This is a genomic window from Segatella copri (assembly GCF_051861805.1).
Taxonomy (GTDB): domain Bacteria; phylum Bacteroidota; class Bacteroidia; order Bacteroidales; family Bacteroidaceae; genus Prevotella; species Prevotella copri_M.
Genome location: NZ_CP146520.1, coordinates 1848016 through 1867881, shown reverse-complemented (window position 1 = coordinate 1867881; position 19866 = coordinate 1848016). Strand labels below are relative to the sequence as shown.

16 protein-coding genes are annotated in these 19866 nt (G+C 48.9%); 9 read left to right on the top strand and 7 right to left on the bottom strand.

Annotated elements, in window-relative coordinates:
* Positions 1–75: 75 nt before the first annotated feature.
* From yidC to V8Z93_RS07110, 5 genes are all read left to right on the top strand, one after another.
* A complete protein-coding gene (yidC, locus tag V8Z93_RS07130) occupies positions 76–2016 on the top strand; it encodes a membrane protein insertase YidC (protein WP_439431102.1) in 1941 nt (646 codons plus the stop codon).
* A 202-nt stretch (positions 2017–2218) separates the two neighbouring features.
* Positions 2219–2425 carry a helix-turn-helix transcriptional regulator gene (locus tag V8Z93_RS07125; protein WP_022111675.1) on the top strand — a complete coding sequence of 69 codons (207 nt, stop codon included), beginning with the start codon at positions 2219–2221 and terminating at the stop codon, positions 2423–2425.
* A gap of 12 nt (positions 2426–2437) precedes the next feature.
* Entirely contained in the window at positions 2438–2794 is a 357-nt protein-coding gene (locus tag V8Z93_RS07120; RefSeq protein WP_203049051.1) for a HipA N-terminal domain-containing protein, read from the top strand.
* 15 nt (positions 2795–2809) lie between these two features.
* Positions 2810–3751 (top strand): HipA domain-containing protein, encoded by a 942-nt coding sequence (locus tag V8Z93_RS07115; RefSeq protein ID WP_439431101.1) that lies wholly within the window; start codon positions 2810–2812, stop codon positions 3749–3751.
* Positions 3752–3848: 97 nt separating this feature from the next.
* Positions 3849–4268 (top strand): rhodanese-like domain-containing protein, encoded by a 420-nt coding sequence (locus V8Z93_RS07110; RefSeq protein ID WP_439431100.1) that lies wholly within the window; start codon positions 3849–3851, stop codon positions 4266–4268.
* A gap of 139 nt (positions 4269–4407) precedes the next feature.
* Here V8Z93_RS07110 and V8Z93_RS07105 read toward each other — a convergent pair whose 3' ends face one another.
* Positions 4408–5871, bottom strand: a complete 1464-nt coding sequence (locus tag V8Z93_RS07105; RefSeq protein WP_203040237.1) for a DUF1846 domain-containing protein — start codon at positions 5869–5871, stop codon at positions 4408–4410.
* A 223-nt stretch (positions 5872–6094) separates the two neighbouring features.
* On the opposite strand from V8Z93_RS07105, the gene V8Z93_RS07100 reads away from it, so the two are divergent.
* Complete coding sequence (locus tag V8Z93_RS07100) at positions 6095–8260, top strand: alpha/beta fold hydrolase (RefSeq protein ID WP_439431099.1); 2166 nt, start codon at positions 6095–6097, stop codon at positions 8258–8260.
* Between the two features lie 165 nt (positions 8261–8425).
* Here V8Z93_RS07100 and V8Z93_RS07095 read toward each other — a convergent pair whose 3' ends face one another.
* Positions 8426–8650 (bottom strand): hypothetical protein, encoded by a 225-nt coding sequence (locus V8Z93_RS07095; RefSeq protein ID WP_203049055.1) that lies wholly within the window; start codon positions 8648–8650, stop codon positions 8426–8428.
* Between the two features lie 144 nt (positions 8651–8794).
* Positions 8795–10321 carry a peptide MFS transporter gene (locus V8Z93_RS07090; protein WP_439431098.1) on the bottom strand — a complete coding sequence of 509 codons (1527 nt, stop codon included), beginning with the start codon at positions 10319–10321 and terminating at the stop codon, positions 8795–8797.
* A gap of 299 nt (positions 10322–10620) precedes the next feature.
* Between V8Z93_RS07090 and V8Z93_RS07085 the strand changes: the two genes are divergently transcribed.
* Entirely contained in the window at positions 10621–11496 is an 876-nt protein-coding gene (locus V8Z93_RS07085; RefSeq protein WP_089542826.1) for a sigma-70 family RNA polymerase sigma factor, read from the top strand.
* 166 nt (positions 11497–11662) lie between these two features.
* On the opposite strand, the gene V8Z93_RS07080 is transcribed toward V8Z93_RS07085, so the two are convergent.
* From V8Z93_RS07080 to V8Z93_RS07065, 4 genes are all read right to left on the bottom strand, one after another.
* Positions 11663–12337 (bottom strand): hypothetical protein, encoded by a 675-nt coding sequence (locus tag V8Z93_RS07080; RefSeq protein WP_203039480.1) that lies wholly within the window; start codon positions 12335–12337, stop codon positions 11663–11665.
* A 97-nt stretch (positions 12338–12434) separates the two neighbouring features.
* Positions 12435–13814, bottom strand: coding sequence for an MFS transporter (locus V8Z93_RS07075; RefSeq protein ID WP_439431097.1), 1380 nt, complete (start codon positions 13812–13814; stop codon positions 12435–12437).
* Positions 13815–13910: 96 nt separating this feature from the next.
* Positions 13911–14678, bottom strand: a complete 768-nt coding sequence (locus tag V8Z93_RS07070) for a porin family protein (protein WP_439431096.1) — start codon at positions 14676–14678, stop codon at positions 13911–13913.
* Positions 14679–14717: 39 nt separating this feature from the next.
* Entirely contained in the window at positions 14718–16127 is a 1410-nt protein-coding gene (locus V8Z93_RS07065) for a PBP1 and LysM peptidoglycan-binding domain-containing protein (protein ID WP_439431095.1), read from the bottom strand.
* A 147-nt stretch (positions 16128–16274) separates the two neighbouring features.
* Here V8Z93_RS07065 and V8Z93_RS07060 point away from each other — a divergent pair, with 147 nt between their 5' ends.
* Together V8Z93_RS07060 and uvrA are read left to right on the top strand one after the other, a co-directional pair.
* Positions 16275–16979, top strand: coding sequence for a gliding motility-associated C-terminal domain-containing protein (locus V8Z93_RS07060; RefSeq protein WP_439431094.1), 705 nt, complete (start codon positions 16275–16277; stop codon positions 16977–16979).
* A gap of 45 nt (positions 16980–17024) precedes the next feature.
* Positions 17025–19850 carry an excinuclease ABC subunit UvrA gene (gene uvrA, locus V8Z93_RS07055; protein ID WP_439431093.1) on the top strand — a complete coding sequence of 942 codons (2826 nt, stop codon included), beginning with the start codon at positions 17025–17027 and terminating at the stop codon, positions 19848–19850.
* The last annotated feature ends 16 nt before the right edge of the window (positions 19851–19866 follow it).

Below are 19866 nucleotides of genomic sequence, written 5' to 3'. Positions count from 1 at the left end.
TGGCTGTCTCTTCAGACAGCAGAAAGGCATAGAGTTTGCTGTCTCTTCAGAGAAAATAAAACAATAAAAATAAGAATGAATAAAAACAACATTTTCGGTTTCCTCCTGATTGCCGTAGTGCTGATAGGTTTCAGCTGGTACAACCAGCCATCAGCCGAAGAACAGAGAACGGCATTCGTTCAGGACTCCATCGCCAAGGCTAAGCATGCCGAGATGGAAAAAGCAAGCAAGGCTGCCGCTGATAAGCGCCAGGCTGATGCAAAAGCAAAAATCGAGGCAGACTCTACCGCCCTCTTCTACTCGGCTTTGAAGGGACAGGCTAAGACTGTAACGCTCGAAAACGAGAAAGTGGCGCTTACTCTCAACACCAAGGGTGGCACTGTAGAGAAAGCTGTAATCAAGGGGTATGTGGGTCACAACCTCGAGGTGAAAGATGGTTCTGCCGACCAGAAGGACGTTACGCTCTTCGACGGCAAAGACCAGTGCCTCAAGTTCATGCTCGAGGCAAAGGAAGCAAACATCATTACCAGCGACCTCTACTTCACTCCATCCAACGTTACCAAGAACTCTGTAACCATGACTGCTGTGGCTGCCCCTGGCAAGACCCTCAGCATGACTTACACCCTGGGCAAGGGCTACATGCTCCACATGAGCCTGCAGGCTGAAGGAATGTCTGGTCTGTTCTCACCAAACTGCAACAAGATGAGCATCGACTGGAGCGACAAGGCGCGCCAGCAGGAGCGTGGCTTTATGTTCGAGAACCGCTACACCACCCTCACCTATCATGAGGCAGAGGGCGGCACCGACCACCTGAACGAGGGCAGCGAGAAAATCGACGAGAAGATTGAAGAGACTATCGACTGGGTATCTTTCAAGAACCAGTTCTTCTCTGCCATCATGGTGGCTAAGGACAACTTCGACAAGGATGCCTTCATGACTTCTATTCCTCAGGAAAAGGGTACTGGCTACCTGAAGCAGTTCCAGGCTAAGATGAAGACTTCCTTCGACCCAACCGGCAAGAAGGCGTCTGAGTTTGAGTTCTACTTCGGTCCTAACGACTTCCAGATTCTGAAGAATACAGAGAAGGAGAGCACCTTCGGCAAGGACCTGGAGTTCCAGAAGCTCGTTTATCTGGGATGGCCTATCATCCGCTGGATCAACCGTTTCTTCACACTCTACGTGTTCGACTGGCTGAGCAATGTATTCCCAATGGGTATCGTATTGATTCTCATCACCTTGCTTCTGAAGCTCATCACCTACCCTATGGTGAAGAAGAGCTACATGAGTTCTGCCAAGATGCGTGTGTTGAAGCCAAAGCTAGAGGCAGCTACCGCTCAGTTCAACAAGCCAGAGGATCAGATGCAGAAGCAGCAGGCGATGATGGCAGAGTATGCTAAGTATGGTGTAAGCCCACTGTCAGGCTGTTTGCCAATGCTGATTCAGATGCCGGTTTGGGTTGCGATGTTCAACTTCGTTCCTAACGCCATCCAGCTTCGTGGAGAGAAGTTCTTGTGGATGAACGACTTGAGCACCTTCGACCCAATCTTCGAGTGGCACACCAACATCTGGTTGATTGGCGACCACTTAAGTTTGACCTGTATTCTCTTCTGCGTAGCCAACCTGTTGTATTCATGGATGACGATGCGCCAGCAGCGTGATCAGATGGTAGGTCAACAGGCAGAGCAGATGAAGATGATGCAATGGATGATGTATCTCATGCCATTGATGTTCTTCTTCATGTTCAACGACTACTCAGCAGGTTTGAACTTCTACTATTTCATCTCATTGTTCTTCAGTGCCGCAATCATGTGGACCTTGCGCAAGACCACCAACGACGAGAAGCTCCTCGCCATCCTGGAGAAGCGCTATCAGGAGAACAAGAACAACCCTAAGAAGGCAAGCGGCCTTATGGCAAGAATGCAGGCCCTCCAGGAATTGCAGCGCCAGCAGCAGGAAGAGATGATGCGTAAGCAGGCTGAACTGAACGAGAAAAAGAATAATCTCGGAAAAGAATAATCTCGGGGAAATAATAATCTCGGGAAAGATTACCCCTGGGGAAAGATTACCCCCGAAAAGGTATAATTTGTTAAATGATATTATAAATTATACCTTTTCGGGGGTATTTTCATTTTTTATTCGTATATTTGCCACCGAAAGGGTATAATATAGTATTACCAATAACATAATTTTACCCGAAAGGGTATAAAAGAAATTAAATATGAGCAATACATTATCATCATACGTCAAGGAAATGCGCAAGCAATTCGGATTGACCCAAGTAGATCTGGCAGCGAAATCGGGCGTAGGTCTCCGATTCGTAAGAGAACTGGAGCAGGGAAAGGAAACATTGCGACTCGATAAAGTAAATCAGGTTCTCCTCCTCTTCGGCCAGGAAATCGGCCCCGTTCCTATCAAAAAAGAATAAAAATAGAATTTTATGAAACAAGGAAAGATTTATCTCTACAACCAATACGTAGGCCTGCTGACGGAAGATGAAACGGGCTTCACCTTCGCCTATGATGCAGATTACCTGGCATCAAGTCAAGCCGAAGCCGTGAGCCTCACACTCCCGTTATCCAACGAACCCTACCACGATACCGTACTGTTTCCCTTCTTCGATGGGTTAATCCCAGAAGGATGGCTGCTGAACATCGCAGAAAGCAGTTGGAAAATCAACCAGCGGGATAGAATGTCACTCCTCCTCGCCTGCTGCAAGGATTGCATCGGAGCCGTCAGCGTCATCCCAGTAGATGACTCCCCTGCAGAAGGAACAAATGCTTCACCCCAAAACTAGAAAGGAGAAAGAAATATGGAAAAATGTCTATATTGCTATAAACCGCTCAAGCCAGGCCTGGTAGATTACCACCCTGCTTGTGCCAAGAAACTCTTCGGCACCAAGGAAGCCCCTGTTCTACCCTATGTAAGAAAGGAAATCGGCGACCTGGCAAAGCAAGTAGTGCGTGCCCAAACCACCCTCACGGGTGTGCAGGCAAAGCTCTCGCTCGATGTCAACCCAGGCGGAAAGAACGAACCATCCCGCTTCACCATCGTAGGCCTCTGGGGAAAATACATCCTCAAGCCCCAAACCGATCGCTATCGCTGTCTTCCCGAAATAGAAGACCTCACGATGCACCTCGCAGAAGCCGCCAAAATCGCCGTGGTTCCCCATGGCTTGATTCGCTTTGCCGATGGCGAACTCTGCTACATCACCCGGAGAATAGACCGCCAGGACGATGGAACAAAAATACCGATGGAGGATATGTGCCAGCTGTCCGAGCGTCTCACCGAATACAAATACAAAGGATCCTACGAGCAGGTAGCCAAACTCATCAAAAAGTATTCCTCCTTCTCGCAGCTCGACCTCGTGAACTATTGGGAGTTAGCCATCTTCTCGTGGATTACCGGCAACGCCGACATGCACCTCAAGAACTTCTCGCTCTACAACAACCGCAAGTTGGGCTATGGCTTAACCCCTGCCTACGACCTTCTCTGCACCAAGATTGTAATGCCGGAAGATACAGAAGAACTCGCCCTGACGCTCAATGGCAGAAAGCGAAAGATTCAGAAAGCAGATTTCATCAAGGTAATGACCGCATCAGGACTCAGCGAAAAGGTAATCAACAACATCGCCAAGAAGTTCCGCCGCTCCATCGTGAAATGGCTCGACCTCATAGAAGCCTCTTTCCTGCCGGATAGCATGAAGAAGGAATACAAAAAGCTGATTCTCAGCAGAGTCATGGCTTTGAGATAATTTCTTTCCGCAATTATTTCTGCAATTCTTTCCGCCAAGCAGAACAAACGAGAATAAAAAAAACAAAAAATAAGAATAGTATAAACAAAAAAAAGAAATGAAGAAAATACTCTTATCACTTTTAGCAGCTGTTGGCTTATCAACCACCGGCTGCTCAGCACAGGCTGGCCAATCATCAAAATCAGCCCCATCCGACGGCATCATCGTATTGGCTCCACAAGCCTTCATCAACCAGGCAAAGGCGGATACCACCAGCTTCCTCCTCGATGTACGCACCCCAAAGGAATATGCAGAAGGTCATCTGGCTGGCGCCCACCAATTGGATTACCTCAACCCCGAAGCATTCGATGCCGGCATCAGTAAGCTTGATAAATCCCGCACCTACTACATCTATTGCAGAAGCGGAAAGCGAAGCCATGGTGCCTGCCAGAAAATGAAGAAGCAAGGCTTCAAGGTATATGATATGGAAGGCGGAATCCTAAACTGGACCAAGCTCGGAATGCCGATTGAAAGATAAAGAATTACCCCCGAAAAGGTATAATTAATCAAACTTCACGATTAACTATACCCCTTCGGGGGTATTTTATTTTATCCGAATTTATTTCTTCAAGAGAATCCAAGCCGAATCTACTTCTTCAGCAGATTCCAAGCCGAATCTACTTCTTCAATACCGGCTCGCAGGTGATGCTGACACCAAGCTTCTTGAAAATCTTCTGATCCACATCACTCAGCATCACGGTGCAATGAGCCTGACAGCCACGGAGCTTTGGCAACTGCTCCAATGCCTTCCGGCAATTCTCATCATTCTCTGAAAGAACAGAAAGAGCTACCAAAACCTCATCCGTATGAAGACGAGGATTATGACCGCCCAGATAGTTCACCTTCGTATGCTGAATAGGCTCAATCATCGACTGAGGTATCAGCTTCAGCTCATGGTCGATGCCCGCCAGATGCTTGGTTACATTCAGCAGCAATGCCGCACTGCAACCCAGCAACTCACTGCTGTGACCGCAGATAATCGTGCCATCCTCCAACTCTATCGCAGCAGAAGTATGACCCGTCGCCTTCTTGTGATCCTTAGCCGCTACAGTCACCTTGCGATAAGCCGTGGTAATATTAGCCTGCTTGAAAAGCATCTGAATCTTGCTGATCTCCGCCTCGTTGCACGCACCGGCAGCCAACTTGTTGGTAGCCGCATAATAACGGCGGATAATCTCGTTCTTCGAAGCCTCGCAGCAAGCCTCATCATCCGAAATGCAGAAACCCACCATGTTTACACCCATATCCGTAGGCGACTTGTATGGATTGCTTCCGTAAATACCCTCAAACAAAGCGTTGAGCACAGGATAAATCTCCACGTCGCGGTTGTAGTTGATGGCAATCTTGTTGTATGCTTCCAGATGGAATGGGTCAATCATGTTCACATCATTGAGGTCGGCAGTTGCAGCCTCATAGGCGATGTTTACCGGATGCTTCAACGGGAGATTCCATACAGGGAAAGTCTCAAACTTGGCGTAACCCGCACGCACCCCACGCTTGTTCTCGTTATAAAGCTGACTCAGGCAGACAGCCATCTTGCCGCTACCAGGACCCGGAGCAGTGACAATCACCAGCGGACGCTCGGTCTCCACATAATCATTCTTGCCGAAGCCCTCGTCAGAAGCGATGAGGTCTACATCATGAGGATAGCCCTCGATGAGATAATGGCAGAAAGTCTTGATGCCCTCACGCTCCAGGCGCTGCTTGAAGGCGATGGCTGCAGGCTGACCGTTATAATGGGTGATGACAACAGAGCCCACCATGAAGCCACGGTTCTGGAACTCGCCACGAAGGCGCAGCACGTCCTCATCGTAAGTAATGCCCAGGTCGGCACGCTTCTTGTTCTTCTCGATGTCGGCGGCACTGATTACGATAACAATCTCGATGCTATCGCTGATTTTCTGGAACATGCGCAGTTTGCTATCAGGCTGGAAACCCGGCAAAACGCGACTGGCGTGGTGGTCATCGAAAAGCTTGCCTCCCAATTCCAGGTAAAGCTTTCCGTCAAACTTAGAGATTCTTTCCTTGATGTGCTCGGATTGAATCTTCAAATACTTCTCGTTGTCAAATCCTAACTTCATATTGTGTTATCTTTCTTTGAGTTGAATTCTATATCCTTATCGTTAAAAAAACAAATCGCCTGCAAAATTACAAAAAACTATTGAATTACGAGACAAATATGAAGATAAAGTTTCTAAAAAGTGACAGATAAGCCACAAGAAAGAGAAATAAACTCGCAATCCTTTCGCCAAATCGAATTTTTGCAGTAACTTTGCACCGAATATTCAATAAAATCACAAAAATATGATTAAAGCAATGATCCTGGCTGCAGTAGCACTCACCATGAGCGCAACTTCAGCCGATGCACAGACTATGATTGAAAAGAACAACATCAAGGTGGAAAACCACCTGATGACCCCAGAGGCTCTTTGGGCGATGGGAAGAATTGGTGGCGCCGAAGCTTCGCCTAACGGCAAGCAGGTGGTTTACCAGGTAGGTTACTACAGCGTGAAGGAAAACAAGAGCCATCAGATGCTCTTCATCATGGATGCCAACGGCAAGAACCAGAAGGCACTGACCACTGATGCCAAGAGCGAGACCGATGCGGCATGGATTCAGGGCGGAGAGAAGATTGCCTTCATCCGCGGAGGCCAGCTCTGGAGCATGAACCCAGACGGCACCGGCCGCAAGCAGCTCACCAACGACAAGTTGGGCATCCAGGGCTTCCGCTTCTCCCCAGACGGCAAGAAGGTAATCCTCATCAAGGAACTCCCTTACCACGGAACCATCAAGGAGAATCCTTCCGATCTGCCTCTCGCCACAGGTCGCCTCGTCACCGATATGAACTATCGCCACTGGGACCACTACGTAGAGAGCCTTCTCCACCCGTTCGTGGCTGATGTTGCTGCCGACGGCACCATCAATGCAGGCGAGGATATCCTGAAGGATGAGCCTTTCGAGTGCCCGATGGCACCATTCGGAGGCATCGAGCAGCTGGCATGGAGCCCTGATTCCAAGACCATCGCCTACACCTGCCGCAAGAAGGAGGGCGTTCAGTATGCCATCTCTACCGACTCTGACATCTTCCTTTATAATATAGGTACGCGCGAGACCAAGAACCTCTGCAAGGAGGCTGGCTATGTGGAGCCTAAGATTGATGCTACCAAGAGCATGAAGAACCAGGCCGTGAATGCGCCTGAGAATCTGAAGAACAATCCGGGTTACGACGTGAACCCTCAGTTCTCTGCTGATGGCAAGTACATCGCTTGGCAGAGCATGGCTCGCAATGGCTACGAGAGCGACCGCAACCGCCTCTGCGTATACGATCTCGCCACAGGCAAGAAGAACTATGTATCAGACAAGTTTGATTCAAACGTAGAAGGCTTCGTATGGAACAAGGACAGCAAGAGCCTCAGCTTCATCGGCGTTTGGCACGGAACCCTAAACCTCTATCAGGCCAACTTCAAGGGCGAAGTGAAGCAGATTACCAATGAGTGGGCTGACTACGGAAGCATCTCGCTTGCCAACAGCGGCAACAAGCTTCTCGCTACCAAGGCAAGCATGAGCCACCCTACAGATATCTACATCGTTACCCCTGGTAAGAATGCCAAGAGCACCAAGGTAGAACAGATTACCCACGAGAACGACCACATTCTGAGCCAGTTGAACCTGGGCAAGTGTGAGCAGCGATGGGTGAAGACCACCGACGGCAAGGACATGCTGGTATGGGTGATGTTGCCATCTAATTTCGATGAAACCAAGAAGTACCCTACCCTTCTCTTCTGCGAGGGCGGTCCTCAGAGTCCGGTGAGCCAGTTCTGGAGCTACCGCTGGAACATCCAGATTATGGCAGCCAACGGTTACGTCATCGTATTGCCTAACCGCCGTGGTCTCCCTGGTTTCGGCAGTGCCTGGAACGAGGAGGTTTCAGGCGACTGGACGGGTCAGTGCATGAACGATTATCTTTCTGCCATCGATGATGCTACCAAGAATCTGCCTTACGTAGATAAGGATCGTCTGGGATGTGTGGGAGCCAGCTTCGGCGGTTTCTCAGTATATTATCTCGCCGGTCACCACAACAAGCGTTTCAAGGCATTCCTCGCCCACGACGGAGCTTTCAATCTGGAGAGCATGTACACCGATACCGAGGAGGCTTGGTTCAGCAACTGGGAGTATGAGGATGCTTACTGGAACAAGGATAAGAGTGCCAACGCCAAGAAGACTTACGAGAACAGTCCTCATAAGTTTGTAGACAAGTGGGATACTCCTATTCTTTGTATCCATGGCGAGAAGGACTACCGCATCAACGCCAACCAGGGCATGGGTGCCTTCAATGCAGCCCGCATGCGCGGTATCCCAGCCGAACTCCTCATCTATCCTGATGAGAACCACTGGGTATTGAAGCCACAGAATGGCGTGCTCTGGCAGCGTACCTTCTTCGGATGGCTGGATAAATGGTTGAAGAAGTAAAACATAAAAAACGAAAAAAACGAGGTAACAGGTTACGCCTGATACCTCGTTTTTCCTTAAAGACTTTTAAGCCATTTTTTACCAGCTTTGGTACTTAACCAAATATTTAATACCAAAGCTACTATTCCAGTACCAGCCAATGTCATAATTAATGCTTCCATATCTTTACATTTTAGAAATTCTGTACCCAAACATAGACAACAAACTTGTTGTAACTAAACCAGTAACAAAGAGCCAAACAGCAGTAGTTGTTACATCTTCTTTTAAAAACATAGTTACTACATCTCCCACAACCATAGCTGTGAAAGTAGCCTTAGCCAAATCATAGAAGAATTTACTTAAGTTCTCGCGGCTAGACCTTAACTTTTCTCTATCTTCCCGTGCTGTCATACGCTTTTATTTTAAAACACTGCAAAAATACAACTTTCTTTTCAAACTAGCAAAGAAAAAGATGTTTTTTTTCTGGAAATATGATAAAAAAAGCTTGCTTCGAAAAATGAAGCAAGCCTTTTTTATATATTATAATTCAAAGATTTAGCTTACACGATTCAACTTCTTGATGATAGAGAAGATGAAGAGAGCAGATACAAGGCAGATGCCGGCAAGAACACCCCAGATGGTGATGAGGTTGAAGTTCTGCCCCCACATGATGCCAGGTACCATGACCAGCTGGTTACCGATGGCTGTGGCACCGAACCAGAGACCCATCATCAAACCTGCATACTTTGGAGGAGCTACCTTCGATACAAACGAAATACCGATTGGAGAAAGCAGAAGCTCGGCAAATGTAAGGATAAGATAGGTAGAGATGAGGAGGTTGGCACTGACACGTGTACCCTCTGTAGCAGGATCACCCTGCGCCAAAGGAAGCTCCAAGCCCATTGAACCTACTGCCATCCATACGAAACCGAGAGCGGCTACGAGCATACCCAAACCAATCTTCTCAGGCGATGTTGGCTCCTTGCCAATCTTGTTGAGCCAAGAGAACAAGGCTACACTCACTGGTGTCAATGCCACTACGTAGCATGGGTTGAACTGCTGGAAGATAGGAGCCTCAACTTCTACCGCACCCTCAAGGTTGCTATACTTATAGAAGAGGAACGCGATGGCTGCAACGATTACGCCGAACGAAATGCCCTTACCCTTGCCAGTCTTGCTCTGTGCCAATCCGAAGCATCCGTAAACCACGAAGATGCAGGCCACGAGGTTGGTAACATCGAATGCCATTGACTGCAGACCCTCTGAAGTCTTCTGAGTATAGTCGCGGGCAAAGAGTGTCAATGTATTACCATTCTGATGGAAAGCCATCCAGAAGAAGATAACCACGGCGAATACGAGACAGAGGCAGATGATGCGCTCCTTGGTCTCTGCCTTGGAAAGCTCGTTGGTCTCCTTGGCAGGAGTCTTATCGTCCTTGCTCTTGTTCTCAGAAGCAAGCACGTGCTTGTAGGTGGAGCTGAAGGCATAGTAGATGGCGATGCTGATGATGAGCGAAGCACAAGCCACGGCGAATGCGAAGTGGTATGAATCCGCCACTGATACGCTCAGACTATCCTGCGCCCACTTCATGATCTTGATGGCTGCAGTAGGAGCAAACATGGCGCCGATGTTGATAGCCATGTAGAAAAGCGAGAAGCCTGAATCACGGTTGCTGGCATACTGTGGCTCGTCGTAGAGGCGGCCTACCATCACCTGCAGATTACCCTTGAACAATCCGGTGCCCAGGGCGATGAGGATAAGCGAAACGCCCATGGCGGCTACGGCAACGGTGTCCTTGCCAAGAGGAAGAGAGAGGACCAGATAGCCGATGAACATGATGAAGATACCCGTGGTAACCATACGTCCGAAGCCAAACTTGTCGGCTGCAATACCACCGATGATAGGCAGGAAGTAAACCATCATCAGGAATGTGGAGTAGATAGTACTTGCCAATCCGGTTTCAAAGCCGAAGTTGGCCTGCAAATAGAGCAAGAACACAGCAAGCATGGTGTAATAGCCGAAACGCTCACCCGTGTTTGCCAAAGCTAAGGCCCATAGACCTTTTGGTTGATTCTCAAACATAATTTTTTATTTTTTTCTATTATTTATTATTTAGTTATTCTTTTCTCGCAATTTTCGTGCAAAGATACACATTTTTTTCGATATTTCAAACTTGTTGCATCAAAAACCTAACATAAAATACCATTTTTATATTCAAAAACGGCTAAATTTCTAAAATACAGACAAATCTTGCAAAAGTTTTCCATTTCTATTACAACAAGATTGCGTTTTTTTTTGTATCTTTGCAGCCCGAAACCGTAAAGGTGGATTCCGACAGTATTATAAGATAAAAAACAAAATAGAAAGGTAAAAGGATATTTATGAGACAACTTAAGATTAGCAAGAGTATAACCAACCGTTCCAGCGAAGCACTTGACAAGTACTTGGTGGAGATTGGTCGAGAACCTATGGTCTCTATCGACGAGGAGATTGAGCTGGCCCAGAAGATTCGCAAAGGCGGACGCGAGGGTGAGCGTGCCAAGGAGAAACTGGTTAAGGCAAACCTCCGATTCGTGGTGTCTGTTGCTAAGCAGTACCAGCACCAGGGTTTGGGTCTTACCGACCTGATTGACGAGGGTAACATCGGTTTGGTGAAGGCTGCCGAGAAATTTGATGAGACTCGTGGTTTTAAGTTCATCTCATACGCAGTGTGGTGGATTCGCCAGAGCATTCTCCAGGCCATCGCTGAGCAGAGCCGTATCGTTCGCTTGCCTTTGAACCAGGTGGGTGCGTTGAGCAAGATCAGCGCAGAGATCAGCAAGTTTGAGCAGGAGAACCAGCGCAAGCCTTCTGTTGCCGAGCTAGCACAGATTACCAAGATGGAGGAAAGCAAGATTGACCAGACCATCAAGGCTGACAATCACCACATGAGTATTGACGCTCCATTTGGCAGCGATGACGATGACAATGCCATGGTCGACGTGATGGCTTCGGGCGATGACAGCCGTACCGACAAGGGTGTGGATTTCGAGTCTATGGCAAGTGAGCTGCAGCGTGTGTTGGCTACGGTATTGAAAGAGCGTGAGCGCAAGATTCTCTGCTACTGCTATGGCATCGGTTGCCACGAGAAGGGTTTGGAGGAAATCGGCAGCGAGTTCAACCTCACCCGCGAGCGTGTGCGCCAGATTCGTGAAAAGAGCATCATCAAGCTCCGTGAAAGCGGAAAGATCAAGATCTTGATGAAATACTTGGGATAAGTTATAATTTATAGTTTATAGTTTATAATTTATAGTTTATTCGGATAGAAGACGAGAGAAAATTAGATAAAAACTAAGTTGCTCATAGCAACGAAGGAAAAAGGGCAATCAGTTGGTTCATCCCAACCTGATTGCCCTTTCTCTATTAACTATAAACTGTTAACTATTAACTATTCACAAAGTTTCCATTCTTATCTATCAAGCCGCTTATTCCGTCTCTCACTGCCTCGAAATAAGGATACTCATCTCTGAGACAAATCTCATCATAAAGGAAATCGGCTACGATGGTGTCCTTGCCGTCTGGCATGACCAATCCCATCTTGCCATTCTTCTCGGCTATTACCGGCATGATGCTCAGGTCATCATTGTAGATGTAGCACGTGCGGAGAAAATCATACACGGGCTGAAGCATCACGTTGCCCTGATGGTCTTTCATGCCAAACTTGCCGTTCTCCTCGAACACCTCGTGATAACGGATGTACTTCTCCTTCAGGCGATGATAGTAGAATACCATCTTGCGCTTGTCGTTCACGAAGTCCAGCATATACTGGAACGTATCGCAATAGTTAGCCACCGAACGAACCAAAATCATCTTCAAGTCCAAACCGTCCAATGCCTTTCGGTTCAAATCGATATACTTGGCAATGGCCTTCTCCTTCTCCGGAACAGAGAGGCTTGCCAATCTTTCCTCAAACTTGAGCATAGCTTGTTTAGTTCCCGACATTCCTTTAATGTATCGGTGAATCTGTCTGCCCATTTCCGAACAGATAAACTTGTCTATCTCCTGCTGCTCTATAGGGTCAGCATAGTCCTTAATCAATGATTCAGCTGTAGGGTTCATGGTTATTCCTTTCTTTTATAGAATTATACTATCAATGATTCTGAAGGACGAAGAGCAAACGAATTCTTCACTCTTCGTTCTTCACTCTTCACTTCATTTATTTCTTCACATTAGGCTGCTGCAGGCCATAGCCCTTGCGCTTGTCTTCCAGGAGGAGGAGGAAGGAGATGACGATGGCAATCACGCCGAAGGCTGCAAAGATGGTCATCGTCTCAGTATAGTCGATTACACCATCAGCACCCGTATTTGCCTGGTTCACCTTACCAATCCATACCGGAATAAGAGCCAGTCCGATATTCTGAATATAGAAGATAAGTGCGTATGCAGTTCCTAAGAGTTTCATTGGGATGATCTTTGGCACGGATGGCCACATGGCTGAAGGCACCAATCCGAAGGCAATGCCCAGGATGAGCATCATCACGATGGCAAGCACCCATGAGTTGAGTGGCAGGGCAAAGACTACGTGTACCAGAGTAAGGAGGCAACTGCCGATAATCATCAGCGTGGCACCCTTGCCATACTTGTCGTATACGCTGCCGAAGAGCGGAGTGAGGAAGATGGTACCGAATGGCAACATCGCAGGAATCAGACCTGCCATATTAGCATCAACACCATACTTGAAAATCATCAGCTTGGTGGCAAACTTCAGGAATGGGAATACACCTGCATAGAACATCAGGCAAAGGAATGCTACATACCAGAAACCTGTTGTCTTGAAAAGTCCACCCAGGTCGGAGAACTTGAATCCTTCTTCCGGTTCAGTAGCCGCAGCAGCTGCTGAAGCATCCTCCTTCTTATCCATCGCGCAATAAACCAGATAGACCAGCACACCGGCACAAAGCAAGGCTGCACCCAAGCCAATAGAAGCAGATACGCCGCCCATTGCCTTGGCAAAAGGAAGAGAAGCACCCAGGGCAGCGGCTGTTCCCAAACGAGCCGTAGCCACCTGCACGCCCATTGCCAGAGCCAGCTCATGACCCGTAAACCATTTCACGATGACCTTGCTCACGGTAATACCGCATATCTCACAGCCCACGCCATAGATGGCGAAGCCAAGAGCAGCGATGACTACCTGTGTACTATAAGTACCAAAGAATGGCACTGTCATTGATCCGGCAAACTCATGCCCCACTGCGTACCACTTCAACAAGGCTCCACCAAACATCAGGATGGTAGAGAGGATACCCGTAAAACGGATGCCGAACTTATCGAGAATGAGTCCACCGAAGAAGAGGAGCAGGAGGAACACATTAAAGTATCCGTAGGCTCCAGAGAAGAAGCCGTATTCATCCGAACTCCATCCGAGTCCGAGGCCATTCTCTGCCCCCTTGGCTGCTGTCAAGAGTGGCTCCAGCGGAGACATTACATCTGTAAAAAAGTAACCGAACATCATCGTGACGCTCACAATGAAGAGGGCGGTCCAGCGAGCTGACTTCGAGTCGCTCAATTTCATCTGAATTTTTTCTGTTGTACTCATCGTTTCAAAACATAAATGATAATTTCATTATCACTAATTTCTATTTTCTATTAATTATTAACTATAAACTATTAACTATAAACTATTAACTGTAAACTACTTTCTCCTAACGTTCTTCGTTCTTGTAATATCGAAGAGATAAGAGAGTTTCAATACTATCTGTCCGTAGTTACTCTTTCCGAAGTAATCACGCTTCGACGCACCGTAGATATTGCCCAATCCGTAGTAGTAGCGCGCCTCGGCAAGGAAGTGTCCCACCTTCGGGATGCTGTATTCAGCACCCAAGCCCAGGGCAATGCCGTAGTCCAACTTGTTCTTGATGGCCATGGTATCCTGCGCCACCACGGGACTTACGCGGTCGTTATCCGTCTTCGGCATGTTCTTCACGTCGAAGTTGGTATCTTTCGAATCGCTCAGATAGAATCCGAATTGCGGACCAGCATTCACGAAGATGTTCAATCCCCTCTCCTCTCTACCCCATGCCAGATGGGCAAACACTGGCACCTGGATATAGTTGATGGTGCGGCTGTAGGCCATTGCCTGCTTCGTATCCGTGATAATCACGGGCTGGTTGTCGAGATCGAGGATATCCTCCTTCCATCCCACCTGGGCGTAGTTCACCTCGGCGTAGATGGAGCAGATGGTCTTGAAGTATTTCTCGCAGGTATATTTCAGCGAGAGTCCTCCCGTGATTCCCCCGTGCTGTTTCTGCTGCACATCCGGTTCGAAGCCCACCGAACTCATCACGTATCCGCCGTTGAATCCGATGCTGAAGTCATTGCGATGTTCTCCTATCTGTGCCGAAACCGGGATTCCGAAGATCAGCAACAGGAAAAACAGTATATATTTTCTTATCAAACACATATCATAAAGTTCAATGTTCAAATCTCAAAGTTCAAAGTACTAATACTTAATCGCCTCTATCTGATGATTGAAGGTATAGTGAATCAGCTGGAAGCTCTTGTTCCTGTATCCGCCCCTGCTGGTCTTCACGAAATGCAGAGGAGTCTGAACAGGCTGATAATTCACCTGCTGACCATCCCCGTTGAAGTTGGCACCCTGCTTCTTCAATCCCTGGATAAAGAACATGCCGTGGTCGTAGCCCGTGATGGCGAAACGTGGCTGGGCTATCATCATCGGCTGATGGAACCAGGCTGCATAATTCTTCTCCAAGCTCTGCGTCTTTGCCGAGCTGGCATTATAATAGAAGGTGGAAGGGATATAAGTATCATACTTATAGAATCGCTCCAAGTTGTACTTGGCGTACATCAGCCATTCGGTGTAACCGAAAAGCGAGATGGCTGCACCCGGATACTTGCTGTCGAATTCATCCAGCTTGTTGAGCACCGCCGTCAACTGTGGTGAGCGGCCCGTGTTTAGGATAACCACATTCTGCTTGCTAGGCAGGAAAGCCTTGGCAAACTGGTCGATGCTTGAGTTCACGTTGGTGATGCTATAATTGATGTTTCTCTTCTCCAGCTCCTTACGGAGTCCGTAGGTGAAGACACCCTTTCTCGATGTAGAGTCGTTGCAATCTACGAAGATAGGATGCACATTGGTGAATCGCTTCAGGAAAGCCTGGATGGTGGATTCGTTCAGCGTCTCCTGACTCTGGTAAACCTGGAAGATTTCCTTGTTGCGCTCCACGTCATCCCCATTGATGGAGAAAGGAATCACCAGTTTGATGCCGTAGGTCTTGCAGAAGCCCGTCAGCGGAGCCACCTGCTTGGTATAGAGCGGACCGAAGATGATGTCGCACTTGTCGGCACCTTCCTGCAGCAGGGTGGTACGGATATCCGCATCTATCGGCACGTTCCAGGCATGGACATCGGTAGAGATTCCCTTCTGCTTCAACTCGTCGCAAGCCATCAGCAGTCCGCGGTAGTACTCCACCATTCTCTTTCCGTCGCCATCTACATCGTGCAAAGGCAACATCACGCCAATCTTCACGGCGTTGCTCACCACGGCAGGCGCAGCAGCACTCTTGGCAGGCGCTAAAGTCCCCGTGCCCGCAGTTGCGGCAGCAGCCGAAGCGCCGGCAGCATTCCCCGCCTTCTCCTGGTTCTTCTTCAAATCCTTCTCATAAGGAATAAACAGGGTGGCACCCTTCTGCAAGACGTAGCCCTCCTGTTTCATCTCCGGATTCGCCTCCATCAGTTCCGGCAAAGACAGTCCGTACTTGTTGGCAATGCCAAACACCGTATCCTTCTTCTTCACCGTATAAATGTCACGCCATTTGGTGGTCTGGGCGAAAACACCCATACTCAAAGTCAATCCCACAATCATCAAGAAATATCTCATACTTCTTCTCATAATCGTTCCAAATTTAATGTTAATATCTTCAGAAATCATGCCTTTCACGGCAATAATTCAACTTTTCACCTGCAAAAATACAAAAAATCTCGCATCTAGCCCAAAATCTCTAAGCTTTTTATTATCTTTGCACAAATTATTTGTAAAATGAGACTAAAAATAACGATACTTTGCATCATGTTGCTCGTTTTTGGGCACATTCATGCCGATGATGTTTATCCATCGGCAACGCCTACCGCTGCCTTCACGGGGCCTGACGGCGAAACCACCACCGACGAATCCTACAGCGGTTCGGCGCCAGTTCATGCCACCTTTGAAGCGCACCCTGCCGACTATGCGGGATGGGACGCCTACTACGAATGGAGGTTCTACAAAGACACGGCCCAGGAGCCATATATAATAAGGTATGAGGAGAACACCGACATCGACTTCACCGAGTCGGGAAGCATCCGCGTGGTGCTCTACGCCAAGTTTACCCAAGGCGAACTGGAGATAGAGACCACCAACGAGGAGAGTCCCTTCACCCTCTCCATCTCAGAGAGCGTGCTGCTCATGCCGAATGCCTTCAGTCCCAACGGCGACGGCATCAACGACATCTACAAGGCGAAGGACGGCTACCAGAGCATCACCGACTTTCATGGCTACATCTTCAACCGATGGGGACAGAAACTCTTCGAGTGGACCCATCCTGCCGAAGGATGGGACGGCACCTACAAGGGCAAGCCGGTGAAGGATGGCGTCTATTTCTGCCTCGTCAAGGCAAAGGGAGCCGACGGCAAGACGTACAACATCAAGAAAGATGTGAACCTGCTGCGCGGATTCACAGAAACACAAAACAATTCAGGACAATGATTTGATTTCAGCAATGAAGTTTCATTTCAGAAGAAAGATAAGAGCATGATTTCAGAAGAAAAAATAAATGTATGGGGCGCACGAGTTCACAATCTCAAGAACATTGATGTAGAGATTCCGCGCGACTCCCTCACCGTGATAACCGGTCTCTCTGGATCGGGCAAGTCTTCGCTGGCTTTCGACACCATCTTCGCCGAAGGTCAGCGCAGATACATCGAAACCTTTTCGGCCTACGCCCGCAATTTTCTGGGCAACATGGAGCGCCCTGACGTGGATAAGATTACAGGCTTGAGTCCTGTGATCAGCATCGAGCAGAAGACCACCAACAAGAACCCGCGCTCCACCGTGGGCACCACCACCGAGATTTACGATTACCTGCGCCTGCTCTTCGCACGTGCCGGAACGGCCTACAGCTACCAGAGCGGCAAGGAGATGGTGAAATATACGGAAGAGCAGGTCATCGACCTTATCCTCGATGAATACGAGGGCAAGGCCATCTTCCTCCTCGCCCCACTCGTGCGCATGCGCAAGGGTCACTATCGTGAACTCTTCGAGGGATTGCGCCGCAAGGGCTATCTCTACGTGCGCATCGACGGCGAAATCAGGGAGATAGAAAGAGGTATGAAAATCGACCGATACAAAAACCACAACATCGAGGCGGTGGTTGACAAGCTCGTGGTGAAGGAAAACGACGAGGAACGCATCCGCAAGAGTGTGGCTACGGCGATGAAACTGGGCGACGGAATGGTGATGGTTATCGAAAAAGGCGCTACAGAGGGCAAAAACTTCTCCAAGCGACTGATGGACCCCGTTACCGGAATCGCCTATCAGGACCCGGCGCCAAACATGTTTTCCTTCAACTCCCCAGAAGGAGCCTGTCCGCATTGCAAGGGACTGGGAAAGGTGGGCGAAATCGACCTCAAGAAGGTGATTCCGGATGATGAACTCAGCATCTACGAAGGCGGTATCGTGCCATTGGGAAAATACAAGAACCAGATGATTTTCTGGCAGATTGAGGCACTGCTGGCGAAATACGACCTGAAACTGAAGACGCCTATCTGCGAGATTCCGGAAGATGCCATGCAGGAAATTCTATATGGCTGTCTGGAAAACGTGAAGATTGCCAAGGAAAAGGTGGATACTTCTTCGGATTATTTCTGCGCCTACGACGGCGTGGTGGATTACCTGCAGAAGGTGATGGAAGACGATGAGAGCTCCGCCGGAAAGAAATGGGCCGACCAGTTTGTCTCTACCGTAGACTGCCCGGAATGCCACGGTCTGCGACTCAAGAAGGAGTCGCTTGCCTTCCGCATCTGGGACAAGAATATCTCTGAGGTGGCAAGCCTCGACATCACCGAACTCCGCTCGTGGCTCGAACAGGTGGAAGAGCATCTGCCTGCCATGAAGGCGAAGGTGGCGCACGAAATCATCAAGGAACTGCGCACCCGTGTCAACTTCCTTCTCGACGTGGGATTGGATTATCTCTCGCTCAACCGCCAGTCGGCTTCGCTCTCGGGCGGTGAGAGTCAGCGCATCCGTCTCGCTACTCAGATTGGCAGTCAGCTGGTCAATGTGCTCTACATCCTCGACGAGCCTAGCATCGGCTTGCACCAGCGCGACAACGAGCGACTTCTGAAAAGCCTCAAGGAACTTCGCGACATGGGCAACACGGTGATTGTGGTAGAACACGACGAAGACATGATGCGTGCCGCCGACTGGATTATCGACATCGGTCCGAAGGCAGGCAGAAAGGGAGGCGAGGTTGTTTTCCAGGGAACTCCGGCAGAAATGCTGAAGACCAACACCATCACCGCCCAGTATCTGAACGGCAAGATGGCGATAAAGGTTCCGGAAAAGCGACGCGAAGGCAACGGCAAGAGCATCACCATCCACGGTGCCAGGGGTAACAACCTGAAGAATGTGGATGTGGAATTCCCATTGGGCAAGCTCATCGTGGTAACAGGTGTGAGCGGTTCGGGAAAATCAACCCTGGTCAATGAGACCCTGCAGCCGATTCTCTCGCAGCATTTCTATCGCAGCTTGAAGAAGCCGATGCCATACGACAGCATCGAGGGCATCGACCTGATAGACAAGGTGGTGAATGTTGACCAGAGTCCGATAGGCAGAACGCCGAGAAGCAATCCTGCCACCTACACTGGAGTCTTCGCCGATATCCGAACCCTCTTCGTAGGACTTCCTGAGGCGAAGATTCGAGGCTACAAGCCGGCACGCTTCTCCTTTAACGTAAAGGGTGGAAGATGCGACGAATGCAAGGGCAACGGCTACAAGACCATCGAAATGAATTTCCTGCCGAATGTATATGTGCCTTGCGAGGTTTGCCACGGCAAGCGTTACAACCGTGAAACCCTGGAGGTGAGATATAAGGGAAAGAGCATTGCCGACGTGCTGGATATGACCATCAACCAGGCTGTGGAGTTCTTCGAGAACGTGCCTCAGATTCTCAACAAGATCAAGGCTTTGCAGAGTGTGGGCTTGGGATATATAAAACTAGGTCAGAGTTCCACTACCCTTTCGGGCGGAGAGAGCCAAAGAGTAAAACTCGCCACCGAGCTTTCGAAGCGAGATACGGGTCAGACGCTCTATATCCTGGATGAGCCAACCACCGGACTGCATTTCGAAGATATCCGCATGCTGATGGATGTGCTTCAGAAGTTAGTAGATAGAGGCAACACGGTCATCATCATCGAGCACAACCTGGATGTGATCAAACTTGCCGACTGGCTGATTGATATGGGTCCGGAAGGCGGACGAGGCGGCGGAAAGCTCCTCTTTGCCGGCACACCGGAAGACATGGTGAAGAGCGGTGTAGGCTACACCAGCAAGTTCCTGGCTCAGGTGCTGAAGAAATAAAGAAAAAGACAGAGAT